This window comes from Bradyrhizobium elkanii USDA 76 (genome assembly GCF_023278185.1).
Taxonomy (GTDB): domain Bacteria; phylum Pseudomonadota; class Alphaproteobacteria; order Rhizobiales; family Xanthobacteraceae; genus Bradyrhizobium; species Bradyrhizobium elkanii.
In genome coordinates this window covers 1326869-1343147 of record NZ_CP066356.1, presented here as the reverse complement: position 1 = coordinate 1343147, position 16279 = coordinate 1326869, and the positions used below count along the sequence as shown (strand labels likewise).

The 16279-nt window shown below is 60.6% G+C and carries 14 protein-coding genes and 3 pseudogenes; 12 read left to right on the top strand and 5 right to left on the bottom strand.

Annotation, left to right across the window (positions count from 1 at the left end):
• Positions 1-149 precede the first annotated feature (149 nt).
• Positions 150-494, bottom strand: a complete 345-nt coding sequence (locus tag JEY66_RS06335; protein WP_210291314.1) for a hypothetical protein — start codon at positions 492-494, stop codon at positions 150-152.
• 243 nt (positions 495-737) lie between these two features.
• Here JEY66_RS06335 and JEY66_RS06330 point away from each other — a divergent pair, with 243 nt between their 5' ends.
• Positions 738-2006 (top strand): IS256 family transposase, encoded by a 1269-nt coding sequence (locus JEY66_RS06330; RefSeq protein ID WP_018268837.1) that lies wholly within the window; start codon positions 738-740, stop codon positions 2004-2006.
• Between the two features lie 242 nt (positions 2007-2248).
• Here the strand turns inward: JEY66_RS06330 and JEY66_RS06325 are convergent, their stop codons facing one another.
• A complete protein-coding gene (locus JEY66_RS06325; protein WP_026191829.1) occupies positions 2249-3595 on the bottom strand; it encodes an IS5 family transposase in 1347 nt (448 codons plus the stop codon).
• Between the two features lie 1340 nt (positions 3596-4935).
• On the opposite strand from JEY66_RS06325, the gene JEY66_RS06320 reads away from it, so the two are divergent.
• Entirely contained in the window at positions 4936-5079 is a 144-nt protein-coding gene (locus tag JEY66_RS06320; RefSeq protein WP_155258664.1) for a hypothetical protein, read from the top strand.
• Positions 5080-5461: 382 nt separating this feature from the next.
• Positions 5462-5707: a glycoside hydrolase family protein gene (locus JEY66_RS45375; protein ID WP_390894055.1), complete on the top strand. Its 246-nt coding sequence runs from the start codon at positions 5462-5464 to the stop codon at positions 5705-5707.
• Here JEY66_RS45375 and JEY66_RS06315 read toward each other — a convergent pair whose 3' ends face one another.
• Complete coding sequence (locus tag JEY66_RS06315) at positions 5708-6406, bottom strand: P-loop NTPase family protein (RefSeq protein ID WP_018268842.1); 699 nt, start codon at positions 6404-6406, stop codon at positions 5708-5710.
• Positions 6407-6461: 55 nt separating this feature from the next.
• On the opposite strand from JEY66_RS06315, the gene JEY66_RS06310 reads away from it, so the two are divergent.
• The 6 genes and pseudogenes from JEY66_RS06310 to JEY66_RS06285 all read left to right on the top strand — a co-directional run.
• Positions 6462-6878, top strand: coding sequence for a hypothetical protein (locus JEY66_RS06310; RefSeq protein ID WP_244436048.1), 417 nt, complete (start codon positions 6462-6464; stop codon positions 6876-6878).
• Between the two features lie 752 nt (positions 6879-7630).
• On the top strand, positions 7631-8068 hold the full coding sequence (gene tnpA, locus JEY66_RS45045; protein ID WP_038388370.1) for an IS66-like element accessory protein TnpA: 438 nt from the start codon (positions 7631-7633) through the stop codon (positions 8066-8068).
• Positions 8065-8418 (top strand): IS66 family insertion sequence element accessory protein TnpB, encoded by a 354-nt coding sequence (tnpB, locus tag JEY66_RS06300; protein ID WP_038388371.1) that lies wholly within the window; start codon positions 8065-8067, stop codon positions 8416-8418. Before tnpA ends, tnpB begins: the two co-directional genes overlap by 4 nt.
• Positions 8419-8468: 50 nt before the next feature.
• Positions 8469-10031, top strand: coding sequence for an IS66 family transposase (gene tnpC, locus JEY66_RS06295; protein WP_209910342.1), 1563 nt, complete (start codon positions 8469-8471; stop codon positions 10029-10031).
• Complete coding sequence (locus tag JEY66_RS06290; RefSeq protein WP_245287097.1) at positions 10028-10651, top strand: UPF0149 family protein; 624 nt, start codon at positions 10028-10030, stop codon at positions 10649-10651. The genes tnpC and JEY66_RS06290 overlap by 4 nt, the downstream gene beginning before the upstream one ends.
• A gap of 275 nt (positions 10652-10926) precedes the next feature.
• A pseudogene (locus tag JEY66_RS06285) lies at positions 10927-11076 on the top strand (IS110 family transposase); the annotation flags it as partial.
• 64 nt (positions 11077-11140) lie between these two features.
• Here the strand turns inward: JEY66_RS06285 and JEY66_RS06280 are convergent.
• Complete coding sequence (locus JEY66_RS06280) at positions 11141-11647, bottom strand: GNAT family N-acetyltransferase (RefSeq protein ID WP_018268848.1); 507 nt, start codon at positions 11645-11647, stop codon at positions 11141-11143.
• 748 nt (positions 11648-12395) lie between these two features.
• Between JEY66_RS06280 and JEY66_RS06275 the strand changes: the two genes are divergently transcribed.
• On the top strand, positions 12396-13742 hold the full coding sequence (locus tag JEY66_RS06275; RefSeq protein ID WP_026191834.1) for an IS5 family transposase: 1347 nt from the start codon (positions 12396-12398) through the stop codon (positions 13740-13742).
• 217 nt (positions 13743-13959) lie between these two features.
• Here JEY66_RS06275 and JEY66_RS06270 read toward each other — a convergent pair whose 3' ends face one another.
• Positions 13960-15306 (bottom strand): hypothetical protein, encoded by a 1347-nt coding sequence (locus JEY66_RS06270; protein WP_244436049.1) that lies wholly within the window; start codon positions 15304-15306, stop codon positions 13960-13962.
• Between the two features lie 616 nt (positions 15307-15922).
• On the opposite strand from JEY66_RS06270, the pseudogene JEY66_RS45700 reads away from it, so the two are divergent.
• Positions 15923-16044 (top strand): annotated as a pseudogene (locus JEY66_RS45700) (transposase); the annotation flags it as partial.
• Positions 16034-16174, top strand: a pseudogene (locus JEY66_RS45695) (IS5/IS1182 family transposase); the annotation flags it as partial. The pseudogenes JEY66_RS45700 and JEY66_RS45695, both read left to right, overlap by 11 nt.
• Positions 16175-16279: the final 105 nt, after the last annotated feature.

Here is a 16279-nt window from a genome sequence, read left to right as displayed (position 1 = left end):
GCGCACTTTTTCGTCGCCGGTCCGCGGAGATTATTCCATCATGCGTAAAAGGGCTTTGGACTATGCCATAGAGGCGCTTAAGAAATAGTCTCAAGAGAAGATCGCAACCAGCATCGCGCTTACAAAGCTTGAGGCAAGCAAGCCGACACCTAGGCTACCGCTAGAACGATAACGCAGGCGAGACCGGGCATCGGGTACAGCAGCTTCTTGCCTGTGTCGGCGCCCGGGGTCACCGGTATCAACCGCGCTGACGTCGCCTCGCTTTCGGTGAAAACAGAGACCGGTATCGCAAAACCATGATGCGCCAGGCGGAAGCCGTTGTTGATCGCCCTCACCTGCACGGCGATGAAGTTGCCATCGATCGTGCCCCGCCAGACGGGTTCGACCGGCCCCCATCTCGACACGAGGTTGTGCGGATTGCCGGGCAGCCCGTCGGTGCCGATGAAGAGCACCGCAATGGCGTCGTCTTCACGCGGGATAGGATGCGCCTGCAAGGCTGTGGATCGACGCCTTCGTGATGCTGAAAACGTCTTCGCGGCGAGCGACCCTGAAGGGAATATCGCCCTCGAGCGTCATGAGAAGTGACTCCAGATGTGCCTTGTCCGATTTGCAATTTTTCCGGTGTCCGGTCATGCGTGGGGAGCTATGCGGGAAAGTGGGTGATGACGGACTGAGATAGGCGGCGTATCGAGGCGGGTGTCGAGCCTGCCAGAACCTCTCAAGGAGAGCGATACGCCATGAACGAGATTAGCAACATTGTCCCGCTTCGTCAGCCCGACGAGATCGACGATCCACTGACCAATATTTTGCGCGCCGGCGCGCGGCAGCTTCTGGCGCAGGCCGTGGAGGCCGAAGTCGAGACGTTTCTTGCCTCGGTGAAGGATTTGAAGCTAGCCGACGGGCGCGCCCGTGTCGTGCGGCATGGTTACGGCCCGGCGCGAACGATTGCGACCGGCATCGGACCGGTCGAGGTCACGCGGGCGAAGATTCGGGACCGCGGGGCGGCCGGCGATGGCGAGCGGATCCGGTTCAACTCGGCGATCCTGCCGCTGTGGGCGCGGCGCACCCGGAGCCTGGATGCGCTGTTGCCGGTGCTGTATCTGCGCGGCATATCGACCGGCGATTTTCAGGGGGCGCTGACGGCCCTGCTGGGCAAGGACGCGCCGAACCTGTCGCCGGCGGCGATCTCCCGGCTGACAGCCGAGTGGCAGGGCGAGTATGAGCGTTGGCAAAAGCGCGATCTATCGGCGCGGCGATACGTGTACGTGTGGGCTGATGGCGTCTTCTTGCAGGCCCGCATGGAAGGTCACGGCGAATGCATGCTGGTGCTGATCGGCGCGACGCCGGAAGGCAAGAAGGAGCTGATCGGCTTCCAGGTCGGCGTGCGGGAGAGCGCGCAGAGCTGGCGTGAGCTCCTGATCGACGTGAAGCAGCGTGGGCTGCAAATCGCCCCGGAAATCGCCGTCGGTGACGGCGCGCTCGGTTTCTGGAAGGCACTCGACGAGGTCTTTCCCGGCACGCGGCACCAGCGCTGCTGGGTCCACAAGACCGTCAACGTCCTGGACAAGGTCCCGCTCTCGGTGCAGGCCAACATGAAGAAGGACCTGCGCGAGGTGTATTGGGCACCGAACCGGGCGACCGCCGAAGTGGCTATCGACGTCTTCGCCGAGAAATACCGCGCCAAGTACGGCCGGGCGGTCGAATGCCTCGCCAAAGACCGCGACGCGCTGCTGGCCTTTTACGACTTCCCTGCCGAGCATTGGGATCACTTGCGCACCAGCAATCCCATCGAGAGCGTGTTCGCCACCGTGCGGCACCGGACGGTGCGCACCAAGGGTGCGTTGTCGCCGACCACCGCCAAGTTGATGGTGTTCAAGCTGGTCATCGCCGCATCAAAGACCTGGCGGCGGCTCAAAGGCACAAATCAGTTGCCGAAGGTCATCGCTGGTGTCAGATTCAACGACGGCATCGAGGTCATCCAAGTGCCGGCAAACCACGCCGCCTGATCACCTCGTCACCCAAAATCCCGCATAGCTCATGCGTGGGTCGGCGGATCACGGCACTCTTCGGCGAATATCCTTCCTAAGGAGAACCCCGAGCAGATTCTTTTAGCCGTGAAAACGAATCACTTCATATTCGCTCTTTACTACGTATTGATGGATCTTTTGCGCGGTACCACGCACGGCTCCTGCAGACTTCGGTCAGGATGCGCGGCTAGACGCAGTCAGCAAAACTAGTTGGTTGAACGTTAAGAAGCCTGATCGAGCTGAGCTGGACAGTTGAGGGTGCGCGAGAGCGAGACGAGCAACAGGCACAAAAGCTCTCTGAACCAGGCGAGGATGCGTCGGAAGTTGTGGCCGGCAGCGGAGAGGACGACGTTGGCGGCATCGCCGGCGCGGCCTTTGAGGTAGCACCGGCCGAGGTGTCCTTCGGTTTTGAGATGTCCGATGATGGGCTCGATGGCGGAGCGGCGGCGCAGCTCGCGCTTGATGACGCCGAAGACGCCGCGCTTCTGGCCGGAGATGAAGACGCGACGGGGATTTTGTGCGTCGTGGCCGCGGTAACCCTTGTCGACATAAGCCCGCTCGATCGCACAGCCGGTGAGTGTCTCGGTGCGGTCAATGACGTCCCGCAACGTGTGACCGTCGTACGGATTGTCGGGCAGCGACCTGGCGTGCAACACGAACAGGCCACCGGGCGCCCGGCGATTGTTGGTGACGATGGATGCCTTCACCCCGAACTCATAGGGCGCGGCGGCCTTGCCCTTGCCGATGCACTCGACCTCCGGGGCGTGGAAAGAATAAAGCTTGAAGCCGCGCTGGCGCTGCTGCTGCGAGCGGATCTGCGTGGCCCGGCCAAGCGGGAGGGCGAATGCCTCCTCCAGTGCGGCCTGGCCTTCGGTCTTGCGGCGAATGTCGCGGATGATCCGGCCCAGCCGACTGCGCAGAATGCGCAACTGTCGCTGATGCCGGTTGAATTGTTTGGCATGAGCGTAGCGGCCCGCCATCATCGCCGCGCTTTTGGCCACGCGAGCATAGGATTGCCGCAGCCTGACCCCGTGCTTCCTCGCCAGGCGGTTCAACCCGCGGATCGCTGCATGCAGGAGTTTGGCGTCGGTCGGGAAGCTGATGGCCTTCGGCTGTACGGTCGTGTCGACCGTGATCCGCTTGAGGTCCTGGCTGCGCAACGCACCGGCTTCGTGCGCCACCCGAAGGCTCTCGGCCAACAGCCGCTCCAGCTTGTCGCCGAGCCGCTTGCGCCAATGGCTGAGGTCCGAGCGCTCGTGCGGGAAAACGTGCTGGAAAAACTCTTCGCCGGTGAAGAACTGGAAGTACGGATCGTGGACCCAGCGCTCGCACACCCCCTCATCGGACAGCCCGTAAATGTGCTTGAGCAACAACAGCCCGATCATGAAGCGGGTCTCGATCCCCGGCCTGCCGTTCTCGCTGTAGAGCGGGGCGATCTCGGCGTCGATCCAGTCCCAATCGATCTTGCCGGCGAGCAGAACCAGCTCGTGCTTCATGTTGATGATCTGGTCCAGCCGTGCTCGGAACAGATCGTTCGATCCCGTCGTCTTGTGCTTCTTCGGCCGCATCGTCCCCTCGATGCGCCACACAAGCACGGTTCACAGCGAAGGGGAATCCACAAAAGCGAATTTGCAAGGTTTGCGGCGCTCAAGCGTCAAATCCCTGCAATCTCAAACGGCCCTCAAATCCCAAAAACAGACTCCCGTTCAATCGCTTAGAGGCTTGTTCACGGGTGACTAGTTGAGATGAACAAGCCCGCAATCACAGCCGGCGCCAGGTGCTCGATGCTTCTTTGGGCGCTAGGGACAGTCGCCGCTGTTAGCACGTGGGTTCTGGCCTTCATTTCCACAAGATACGTTGACAAGAGCGAACGGGAGAACACTCTACAGTCACGCCATATTCGAACATCAGATCTGTATATGCGGGCCGGACTCATCGCGATTGTGAGCTCGTTGGTTTTGTTCGTAGTTGGGTGCGTCACCCTGGCCGCCAGCGCGCACGGCTAGGCAGCCAGCCGCCGATCCAGCCCGCGCGCCGACCCGCCTCCACAGCTCATTGGGGTTCTTTTCCGGAATCATACGGATAGCGAAGACGGAAGCTCCGCTCCATACGTCACGCAGGTCAGGATTTTGTCATCCCTCCTGCGGATAGAGACAGCGCCGTCCACATATATTTTAAGCGCGGGCGGCGTTACTATCCGGGTACCGACATCATCTGGCTGCGCGGCGCTGGCTATGAACGTTGCGCCTCCTCCACCTCCAAAAGGCAAACGTGGAGTGTCATCGGGCGCATGTTTCCGTCCAAGAGGACGCGCACCCTTGTCCTGGTCGTACCAAGACCGACGATGAGGCCGCGCCGCCATTTTAACTTTGAACCTGTCGAGTACGCCACTATCACGCGAGACCCAACGGTCATTGCATCATTGGGCCGCGAAAACTGGATCGGTTCAACGGGGCGGTCGGCTTTGGGAAATCTCTCCGCTATACGGGACTGGCGACCGTCCCCGCTCTCTGGCACCGGGGGGGCAGTCGTTCTCTTAGCGGATCTAAACCATTTCGTTGGCAGACCCAGCGCGTAACCGCGACGTCTGAGATCCTGACAGTTTTTGTTCAGTTCCGCCGCGATGACTTCCTCTGGAGTTTGCTTCCTTACCAAATGCCAGAAGATCTCATCCTGCTCGCGCGTCCAGCCGTCTGAGGTTTCGCTCATCACCAAATAATAAGCTCGTTGAAAAATCGGCTGCGACGATGCCCGCGAACCTGGCGATTCTACGTTCGCGGCCGATTTCGACAAAGACGAAAGAGAGCGGCGCCTATAGGGTTTAGCCGAGATCATCCGTTCCGCGGCAGTAGCCCCCCACAGCCCAAACGCAGCGCGAATCCTAAGATCACACCCAGTCATTGCGCTATTGGCGAATGAAGGCGCCACCGATGCCGATGGTTTCGACATTGAAATCAACGAGGCCACCGAAGCTCTTGAGCCGTTTGAATTCCTGGTTTTCGGCGGTCAAGGACAAGGCGACATAGCCAATATCATCATTCAAACCGGTTAGAACCGCTACCGTGGTTGGGCCAGCGCTGTTCTTGAAGTGTAGTGGCCGGTTGCAGGATAGTTATGGCCATTATAGCTGATCGAAGCAGCAGTAATCTGGCCGTTTGCATCATTGGCCTGTGAGATACCAGCTTCGCTCCGATGTTGTCGTTCACATAAGTCCCCTGAAGTTTCTGGGCATGATTCTGCTTCCTTACGAGTGACGATATCGCGCAATGAGTCTGCATAAGGCATTATCGTGAAAGGCGAATTGCGACGCACCTACCAGGATTGATAGTCTACGAAGATTTACCGGGCCCTTGCTGTGGCGATGAGAGCCGACTCAATCTGGCCTTTTGACAAACTGAAGAAAGAACCCGTCAAGTCGATCGCCCAACCTATTGATGGCTGCCGTGATTTTGTCATCGAGTCCTTGCTCAGATATTCAGCCGCACATGTTCTCTGTAGTCGGCCAGTTCCTTACCAGGTCCTACAACGCTGGTACTAGTGCCGTGTGCAAATCGCCAATGTTAGCCAGAATCAACGATGGTGATTTCCGAGGCGCGTGCGCGGCGTTGCTGACCAAACAAAAAGGGCAATTACAACGGTTGGTTACATCCGCGCGCAGGGCAAGATTCTTCGGGGCCTGATTAACCGGCGTCGCGATGACCAGAAGATGTGTTTCTCTGGCGTGGACCGAGAACGCAACCGCACGCCAATGCACAAAACTCAGCAACCAGATTGTGCCGGAATGCCTGTGCTTCATCGTCGAACCGTAGCCGCTTGTCAATCATGATGGCGCGATTACCACAGAGGCCGGCTTGTAGCTTGCGCAGCTTGTTCAACCCATGAACCACTTGATGTAATCCGCGACCGCGGGCGGTGTCTCGACGTCTCGGCCTAGGCCCCCTCCTCCCAGCATGATCGGAAAAAATCGCTGCATAAGGCTGTCGTAGTTCAATATCGATCTGACCGGCATTCAGGTGTTGCAACGCCTGTGCCTTGAGGCGATCAGCCTCCTGAGCCGATACCATGAGCCGCCCCTTCGGCGGCATGCCTTGTAACTTCTGATGATGCCAATCCGCGGTGCCATTCAGCTTGTTGAAGTATTTCTCCAGACTGGTGTCATGGCTTAAGAAAATGAACTGAAGCCCGTCCGGCACGGCGCTATAGCGCAGCAATGTCCGAACAGCATCCATCAGCGCGAACTGGTCACCAGCGTCGAAGCTGGACGTCACGTCATCAAGCACCGTGAAGCGCGGAACGCCACTATGCTTGGTCGCAGCCGCCAGGAAAATCGCGGCCGCAACAGCGTTGCGATAGCTTTCCGATAGGAGAGCCCCGGGCACTGAGATCCTGAAGGCCGAAAAAGTCCGCGAGCTTTAGATCAACGTTTTCGCTGTTTTGAGCCCGGCTCAGGGGCGGCTTCACATCAGGCCAGCCGCGCACGAAGCGAGCGAACAGATCCTGGCAGGCGGTCTGAATCTCGGCAATCCGCTCGTTAGCCAGCGCCGCCTCGGCGTCGGCGAAGCTCTGGCCGGCGCGCGTGATAAACGTCTACCACCGGTCCAGCAGATTGAGCTTGTCCTGCTTCGCCTTGAGCGCCGGCGCACCAGTCGATATTCCAGAACGGCATCACGGAACCGCTTTGCAAAGCTGAGGATACGGGTTACCTGCACCAATGACGGCGGCAACCGCGTCTGCCTCGCCCTGCACCCGGGAAAGGGTCTCGCCGCGCTGCGTTTCAAGGACCCCGAGACGTTTGCGTCGCAGTCGCCATGGCGTCCTCTTCTATCAATAGGCATTACCAATGCAAAATAGCAGCTCGGATCACGGCCCTATCGTGACGTTAACCACGTAGACCCTTGAGGGCGTCTCCGAACACGTTTCGTTACCCAACCCCTCGCGATCATTTGGGCGAGATCCTCCATCTCTTCGAGCGATGCGACGGGGGCCTTGTTGGAGCAAACGACGAGCCGCTTATCGCGCCCGAGGTGTTCGCGTGCACAACTCAAGACTCCACGAAGACGATCTGAGACGACCTCTCCCGCGGGATCGGTTTGTGCATGAGGTGATTTCGAAGAGCAGGATTTACGATGCCAGCACGGCCATCAGCGGAGTACCCTTGGTCTACAACGATGATCGCTCTTTGCCCCAGCCATTTTTAGCTGGGTCCGGCTGCTTAACCATTGGAATTGGTCTTACCCTGCATACATGCTGCGCTGCTGAGTTAGGCGCGCTGAGCGTATCCATAGTCGTTGCGGCGAAATATCTCCTGTACCAACTAAGAAATCAGCATATTCCGCATTTTCGAAATCGCTCGCATCCAAACTGAGCCATATCTTCTCCGGCGTGCCATCGGCATAGAGCTGACGAAAGACCTCAGGCGTTGCCCGCCGCACGCCGAGCGAGAGGTAAGCCGATCGAGGCCGCGAACTCGCCCGTTTTTTTGCGTCCGCGATAGTCTTCCGCGCGGAATCGGCTCAACGTAACCGGCATGAGGCCCCCACCTAGCCCACCCTGGGCTTACGCGCGATAGAGCCTGGCATGAGTTGATCGGAGGAGGTGGATCGATGGTAAATGCCATGCTTGATGCCAGGCAGGAAGGTAACTCCTATCGTCGTGTCGAGGTGATCACCGGGGAGCGCCGGCGGCGACGATGGACGGGCGAGGAGAAGGCCCGGATCGTGGCGGAGAGTTTTGAGGAAGGCACGAACATCTCCGAGGTAGCGCGGCGCAACGGCGTTTCCCGCGGGCTGCTCACGGTGTGGCGACGCCAGATTACGGCAATGGCCGGCAAGGCGCCGAGCTTCGTGCCGATCCAGATTGGCGCCGAGAGCGGCCAGCTCGCAGCGTCGGCGCAAGCGAGGCCCTTGAAGGTGACCGCGCCGCCGACCATGGCCTGTGGGGTGGTCGAGATCGAGGTGAGTGGGGCGCGCATTCGCGTCGAGGGAGAAGTGGATACTGCGACGCTTTGCACGGTGCTGTCGGTGCTCAGAGGCGATCGATGATAGCGCTGCGGCCCGACCTCAAGGTGATGCTGGCATCCCAGCCGGTCGACTTTCGCAAGTCGGTGCACACGCTGTCGGCGCCGGTGAGCGAAGCGTTACACACGAGTCCTTATGACGGCACCGTCTTCGTTTTCCGTTCCAAACGTTCCGACAGAGTGAAGCTGCTGGCGTGGGACGGCAGCGGCATGGTGCTTGTAACGAAGTGGTTGCACGAAGGGCATTTCACCTGGCCGCCGATCCGCGACGGCGCGGTGCGTTTGAGTGCGACGCAGCTCGCGATGCTGGTCGACGGGCTCGAGTGGACGCGCGTCTCACCCAAGCCTGTGAAGCAGCCGGCCGTTGTCGGCTGAGAGGCGAGGATTTCGCTGGAGCGTGTCGCGCGCGGATGTATCGTCTGGTCATGGCGATTCGCCCCGACGCTCTCCCGACCGATCCGTCAGCTCTGACCGAGATGGTGCTCGCGCTTGACGCCGAGAACGAGAAGCTGCGCGTGGCGATGCAGACGCTCAAGGAGATGATCTTCGGGAAGCGCTCGGAGCGACTTGCGGTGCTCGTGGACGAGCAACTCGCGCTTGAGCTGGGCGATCTCGAGACCGACGCCACGCCACCTGCCGCTGCCAACGACGATGCGGCAGCGGCGAAGCCGCTTGGCAAGCCGCCGCGGAAGAAGGCGCGCCGCAACATCGGCGCACTCCCAAAGCGCCTGCCGCGCTGCGAGCAGGTGCTGGAGCCGGAGGCGACGGCTTGCCCGTGCTGCCAGGGTCAGCTCCACAAGATCGGCGAGGACGTCAGCGAGGTGCTGGACATCATCCCGGCGATCCTGCGGGTGCTGCGCACGATCCGTCCCAAATATGGCTGCCGCAGCTGCACCGATGGTGTGGTCCAAGCGAAGGTGCTGCCGCGCCTGATCGAGAGCGGCATGGCCTCGACCGCACTCGTGAGCCACGTGGTGGTCTCGAAGTTCGCCTGGTATCTGCCGCTGTACCGGCAGGTGCAGATCTTGGCCGGCCAGGGCATCCAGCTCGACCGCGCGACGCTCGCCGGCTGGGTGAGGCGTGCCGCCTGGTGGCTCAAAAGCCTCTATGAGCTTCAGCTGAGGACGATCCAGAGCGCGGCGCGCGTGTTCTGCGACGAGACGCCGATGCCGGTGCTCGACCCCGGACGACATCGCACCCGCATCTGCCAGTTCTGGGCGCATGCCATGGATGACCGACCATGGGGCGGGCCCTCGCCGCCGGCGGTTGCCTACGTGTTCGCTGCCGGCCGCGGCACGGAGCAGATCGCCGGACAATTGACGGACTTTTCCGGCATTCTGCAGGTGGACGGCTATGCCGCCTACAAGGCGCTCGCCGGCGATCATGGCGGTGAGATCCGGCTCGCCTTTTGTCTTGCTCATGCCCGACGTAAGTTCGTCGAGGTGTTCAAGACGACGCAGTCGCCGTTCGCGCGCGAGGTGATCGAACGCCTGCAGGCGGTCTATGCGATCGAAGCCGAGATCCGCGGCTCGAGCGCCGAGCAGCGGCTCGCCGTCCGTCGCGCCAGGACCGCTCCGTTGATGGAGGCGCTCAAGGCACGATTGACCACAATGGTTGGCCAGCTCTTCTCGCAGTCGAAGCTGGCGGAGGCGATCAACTATGTACTCAATCACTGGGACGGGTTGACGCTGTTTCTTCGCGACGGCCGCGTCGAGGTCGATTCGAACACGGTAGAGCGTTCCATGCGCCCGATTGCCATGGGAAGACGCAACTCATTGTTCAGCGGCAGCGAAGGCGGCGCCGAGAGCTGGGCGATCCTGTCGTCGATCGTGAACACGGCAAAACTCCATGAACTCGATCCTCAGATCTATCTGACGGACGTGCTGGAGCGGATTGTCTCCGGGCGAACCAAGAGCCACCAGCTCCACGAGCTGCTCGTCTGGAACTGGAAGGCGGCCCGTGAGCGCATCGCACAGGCTGCAGCATGAGCCCACGTCGCCCTAAAGCTTCATCGTCGATGGCGGCCGCCGCCATGCCGCTTGCGGAGCTCGAGCAATGGCTCCAGGCTCGCGTCGATCAGCATCCTGCCGCCACCGGTCTCCCCATGCTCGACGGCTACGTCGCCGCGATCGTGGCCGGACCGGTGTCGATGAGCCCGCTCGATTGGATATGCCCACTGCTTGCCATCGATGCCGATGCCTTCAACCGCGGCGGCACCCCGGAGTTCGCTGCGATCTCCGCCGTCGCGCTGCGTCATAACGAGATCAGCCAGATCCTTTCCACCACGCCTAACCAGTTCGCCCCGATGCACCGGCGTCAACCCAACGGCGTCGTCGATCCGCGACCATGGTGCCAGGGATTCTACGCCGCGATGCGGCTCAGGCTGTCGGCGTGGGCGCCATTGCTGGACGCCGGCAACGTCAATCACCGCCTGCTGCTGCCTATTCTGCTTCACTGTCGCGACGATCAGGCCGGTCCGCTGCTCGGACCGCCACGGACCGGCCGCGAGACCCGAGACTCTCTGCGCAACGCCCACCTCGATATTCCCGCAGCCGTCGAGGCCATGCGCCAATACTGGATGCCGATCCGCTACGCACGCGCACGCTAATCACCGCCGACGTGGGAGCTCATACCGGTTACGGCTCAACTGTTCGCGAAAGCTCCGATACTCGTTGCGTGCACTCGGATAAAGGGGCGTCGGCGCTCGTGTACGACGGCTCCAAATCCACCGACAACACTGCGTCAACGCTAAATACATAGCTGCAGCGTCGATCAAGGGTAAGACCTTATGTCCGCCTCTGTCGAGGAGGTGGCTCGCCCTACACTGCGCGTCCGAGGGTTGCTCGGACGGACCAAGCCGATCCTCATCACAGGAGGACGAGCGTGGCAGATTATAGGGAAGTATTTGTCGGAATCGATGTGGCCAAGCTGAGGAACGCGGTCGCGATTGCGGACGCAGGCCGGGAGGGAGAGGTTCGTTTCTTCGGTGAGGTCGAAGGTGCGACCGGAACGGTACACGCGGTTGTTCGACGGAGGCTGTCCGAGACCGGTTCGAGCGCGTGGCTTAACGCCGCATGAGCCGCGAGCGTGAGGGACATTACGTCGCACCGAGATCGCGGAGCATGTAGGTCGCGCCCTTGTCGTAGGACGCGAGCTTTGCGCTCAATTCCGCATCCGTCGTGACGGGCCGAAAGCCGAAACGTTCCCATAGCGGTCGCGTGGCGTAAACCGAGACCAGCGCGAGAGCCGCAATGCCTGACAGGCGCGCGAGTTTCTCGATCGCCGCGACATAAGCGCGTGCCGTACCACCGCGGGCGTCGGGCAGCACGGCCACGTCATGCACGTAAAGGCAATCTGCATCGTCAGGCAATCGTTCGAGCAAGCCGTCGAGCGGCGGGATCCGATGCTGCTTCCAGGGATGGGCGAGCCCGTAGCCGACGATCGCTACGTCCGCGTCGAGCACGCGGGAGCCATCTGGACAAAGCCGCATCTTTTCTGCGAACACCTCGGAGCGCTCGAACAGAGCGGGATGGATGCGCGCGGCGATCGCGCTGATCGCAGCAAGGTCAGACGCGCGCGCGGGACGCCAATGCGGCTTGCTCATATCGGTCCGTTGCTCCGTCTTATTCACTCCAGTTTATTTCTGAGCCGTTCACAGCGCAGTCAAAGGCCGAAACGGCAAGCGCCTTATATGCGCAAGATGGGCGGTCCCGCGATCCCGCGCCGCCTCGGCTTTCCCAAAGTAACTTTGCAATCGATGGCCCTGGCAGGCCTCGCGCGGGTCAATCGATCCACGTCGCGCGCCATCTGTCGCGCTCGGCATAAGAGAGCACGCGCTGCCGATCCCGGCCGAGCATGTACGCGACGATGGGAGCCGTTCGGATCACGCGCCGTGTCAGTCTACAAGTACGGCAGCGTGGAATTGGCCGATCACCATCTCGTGTGAAGATGAAGTCCCGGCGCACTGCGACAAATTGATTTGGCTCAATCGATAGCCTCGTCGCCACCGCACTCCTCCTTGTACTTTCTGACCAGAATCCTCGATCTGGCCGGACCATCTGGATGCACAAACATCGGGATGGTGATCAGGGTCCGCATCTCCTGGATCAACTCGTCCGACTGGTACTGCAGAAGCAGATCGGCGTCTCCGCTGGAACGTGACCGTTCACATGATAGTTGATCTAGTCGTCCGTGAAGATCGGCTAAGCGATTGAGGCAGAATCGCATTTGCTGGTGTGGACTGTTTTTGGATTGCAAGGTTTTGATGTTTCGAGCCTCGGAACCTTGCAATTTCATTTTCAGGATTCAGTCGAATCGCCAGTCATGATTCCGTGGTCGCGTCGGAGGTGACGATGCGACCGAAGAAGCAAAGGACGACGGGATCTGGCGATCTGTTCCGGGCCAGGCTGGACCAGATCATCAACATGAAGCACGAGCTGGTTCAGCTCGCCGGCAAGGTCGATTGGGACTGGATCGACGGCGAGATCGCGCCGCTCTACAGCGAGAACGGTCGGCCGGGGATCGCGACCCGCTTCGTGATCGGGCTGCTGCTGCTCAAGCAGATTTACGGCCTGTCCGATGAGGGGGTGTGCGAGCGCTGGGTCCACGACCCGTATTTCCAGTACTTCACCGGCGAAGAGTTCTTTCAGCACGCGTTTCCGCACGAGCGCTCGGACCTGAGCCACTGGCGCAAGCGGCTCGGCGACAAGCTGGAGCTGTTGCTGGCCGAGAGCCTGCGGGTGGCGCACGAGGCCGGCGCGTTACGCAGCCAGGACCTCAAGCGGGTCACGGTCGATACCACCGTGCAGCCGAAGGCCATCGCCTTCCCGACCGATGCCAAGCTGCTGCACGCGGCGATCAGGGGGCTCAACCGCCTGGCGAGGAAGCACGGGGTCAGGCTGCGGCAGTCCTATCTTCGCATTGCCAAGACCGCGGCCATGATGGCGGGACGCTACGCCCATGCCAAGCAATTCAAGCGGCATCAGCGGCAGTTGCGTATCCTGCGCAGCCGGCTGGGCCGGATCATCCGCGATATCCGCCGCAAGATCGAAGGTCAGGCCGTGCTCGAGAACGCGTTCGCCCTCCCGCTCGGCCGGGCCTCGCAGATCCGCTCGCAGCAGCAGCGCCAGCGCGGCTGGAAGCTCTATTCCTTCCACGCCCCGGAGGTGGAGTGCATCGGCAAGGGCAAAGCAGCCGCGCCTTACGAGTTCGGTGTCAAAGCCTCCATCGTCACCAACAACCGCCGTGCTCCCGGTGGCCTGTTCGTGCTGCACGCCAGGGCGCTGCCCGATAACCCCTACGACGGTCATACCTTGCGCGACGTCATCGACCGCACCGAGACACTCACCGGCTGCGCGATCGAGCGGGCCTATGCCGACAAGGGATATCGCGGCCACGACGCACAGAACCCGCGCCGTGTCTTCATCTCCGGCCAGAAGCGCGGGGTCTTCGGTATCATCAGGCGCGAGCTGCGCCGCCGCTCCGCCATCGAACCCATCATCGGACACCTGAAGACCGATGGTCACCTCGGCCGCTGCTACCTCAAAGGCCGCGCCGGAGACGCCGCCAACGTCATCCTCTCAGCCGTCGGCCACAACTTCCGCCGCATCCTCGCCTGGCTGAGGGGTCTTTGGCGCCTCTTCCTGGCCACCCTCATCGCAGCCATCAGCGACCGTTCACCGCTGCAATCGGCTTCTTAACGGACGACGATCTAGGGTTGGGCTTCATTGATCTGCGTCAACCGCCTTAGCCATCTCTGCTGACAGGCAGCGCGAGTTATTGCTACGGCTGCGGCGCGGAACTCTGAGAAATTACAGCGGTGCGTTCAGTAGGGCAAAAAATCAGAAGTGTTAGTCGTCACTGCGCCACATGCCTGAAGACCTCCGTTCCGCTGGAATGGGCGCACATATCGATTCCCTATTGTGGTTCTCCGTCCCGCCTCGCGGGACCGGAGGGAGGAGTGTCCAGGAGCAATACTGTTTCGCCCGCGTGTAGGCCATGCAGGAAGAAGGCTCTCCGAACGGCACGCTGGTACTCGGGATCAAGTTCCAATTGGTGGCCACCTCGAACCAATAGGAGCCTGCTCCTAGAATAGGCTGACGCGATAGCGTTGCCTATTGCAGGAGAGAATACGACATCGTCCTTTCCTGCGATAACCAAAACCTCCCCCTGATAACGGCTCCGATCCAACTGCAGATTCGGTAAGGACACAGGCTCCTGCAGAAAGTTTTTCAGGACTTCCGCAGACCACACGTAGAGCGGAAGGTCATAACCATATGAGGACATACTCTGTAGGTCCCTTCCAAGTAGCTCGTACATTCGCACTTTCACGGCATCAGCGGCAGGCAGGCTTAGCAGGGTGCGGGTGAGTGCCCACCGCAGGCTCAAGTGCAGGTCGTGCAAAGTATACGGCAAGAAGTTGTGGGTTAGCTCTTCATGGACAATCTTACGAAGCGTTGCTAAGCCTGACTGTCCTTGTCGCGCGAGCTGAAAGACCATATAAGCTAAGTTTGCTCGCCTGCCATTCTCAAGCTTTGCAATCTCCGACAAGGAGGCTGCGGCTTGCGAGTCGATCTCAGCTAAGTTTCGGGCGTAGGTCCATCCGTGCTGACGGGCCAAGTCCGGCGCTCCCGTGGTGGCCAGCAATGTCCGGGTCACGTGTTCTCCATATCGCTGCAGGTACTGCTGCGCAAGTACGCCTGCGCCTGAGGCTCCGAAAATCATAATGCGTCCGTCTGACGGAAGCAGTTTCGCGGAAACCATGTCCTTCCTTACGCGTTCGATATCCTCGACGCGCTGCCAGGAGCCATAAAGGTTCATTGCGCGGCGCAGATCCAGCTTGCCATCTGGATAGACCTCAGGAAAAAGCGTGGGACAATGGCCGCGATGGCCGATCAGCACATATGACACGCCAGGAAGCTGCTCATCAAAGAAAGAAAAATCCATCTCCGGGCCTACCAATTCCATTTGCCCGTCCGTCAGAAAAAAAACCACAGGATCTTTGGGATTAAAGTTAGTGCTGAGCACGTAGAACGCGCGAAAGCGTCCGCTGCTTTCATCTGTATAATCCATCGGAAGATTGAGGTATCGATGGTTTGCATCGGGCGGCATCTCTGGGTAGTACGCATCCAACGCAAGCCGCGCCTCCGGCGGTTCGTGTGTCCCATGCCATCGCCTGCAGCCCCATATTCCACTTGCCGCGCCCGCAACCGAAAGTACAACAACCAATAACGACCGAATCTTTTTACGCGGACTTTTCATCATGGAAATCGCCTGGTACGGCTGCGTGACAATAGGATCGAAATACTAGTCGATTCACCCTATCACCGCTACGCTGGCGCGCGCCAAGGCCGGTCACTCATGTCGGGCGTCAAAGTAGCGAAGACATCCGAGAGGTGAGCACCCCGGTCCGCTTCGTTGACTGCGCCAAGGTGAACTGTCGGTTCGCCGGCCGTGCCAACCGTCGGACTCGCTCGCTTCGACATCTATGGATCTATGGCTACAGCCTGCGGCCAATACATCACACGACTTGCGGAATGCTGATGCATTCGAGCCTCGACCTGGGCGGTGTCGGAGTCTACCGCTGTTAGTCGGCCGCGGTGAAGCTCTGAGCACGGAAAAAATTCAAAGGCACGGCGCAGTCCAGAGGAAGATCAAACCCGCCCCGCATTCCGACCGAGAAGAAGGAAAGCGTTCGCTGGCTCGACAAACCGACAATCTCAGGCAATCGATCGAGTGGCTCGGGCAGCCGGAGCGTTGCATTCATATCTCGGTGGCCGCGAAAGCGACAACGAATCGTATAGCCTGACGCAAGAGCCTCGTGCTCAATTCCGTCCGCGCCTACGTCGATCGCGTGAGGCGATGGCGATCATACGATTGTATTCGCTCGGAACGACAACTGATGGAGCAGCTGGATTACAACTGCTGTATCGGTGGTTTGTAGGGCTGGCGCCGAAAGATCCGGTGTGGGACCCGACGACGTCTACGAAGAACCGCTCCCGACAGCCGGCTTTATCGGAAGGCTGCCGGGCGGGAGGCGAAGCTCTGCTACATGGGGCATGTCACCATGGAGAACCGGAATGGCCTGGCCGTGGCCGGTCGGGTCACGCACGCCACGGGAACGGCCGAGCGGCGCGCGTCGGAAGACATGCTCAAAGCCAGGTGTGCTTCGGCATAAAATAAGGGCTCTGTCCCACTTTTGATGCAGTTCGGGGGATGTCTGGCGCTCGCGCGCCAG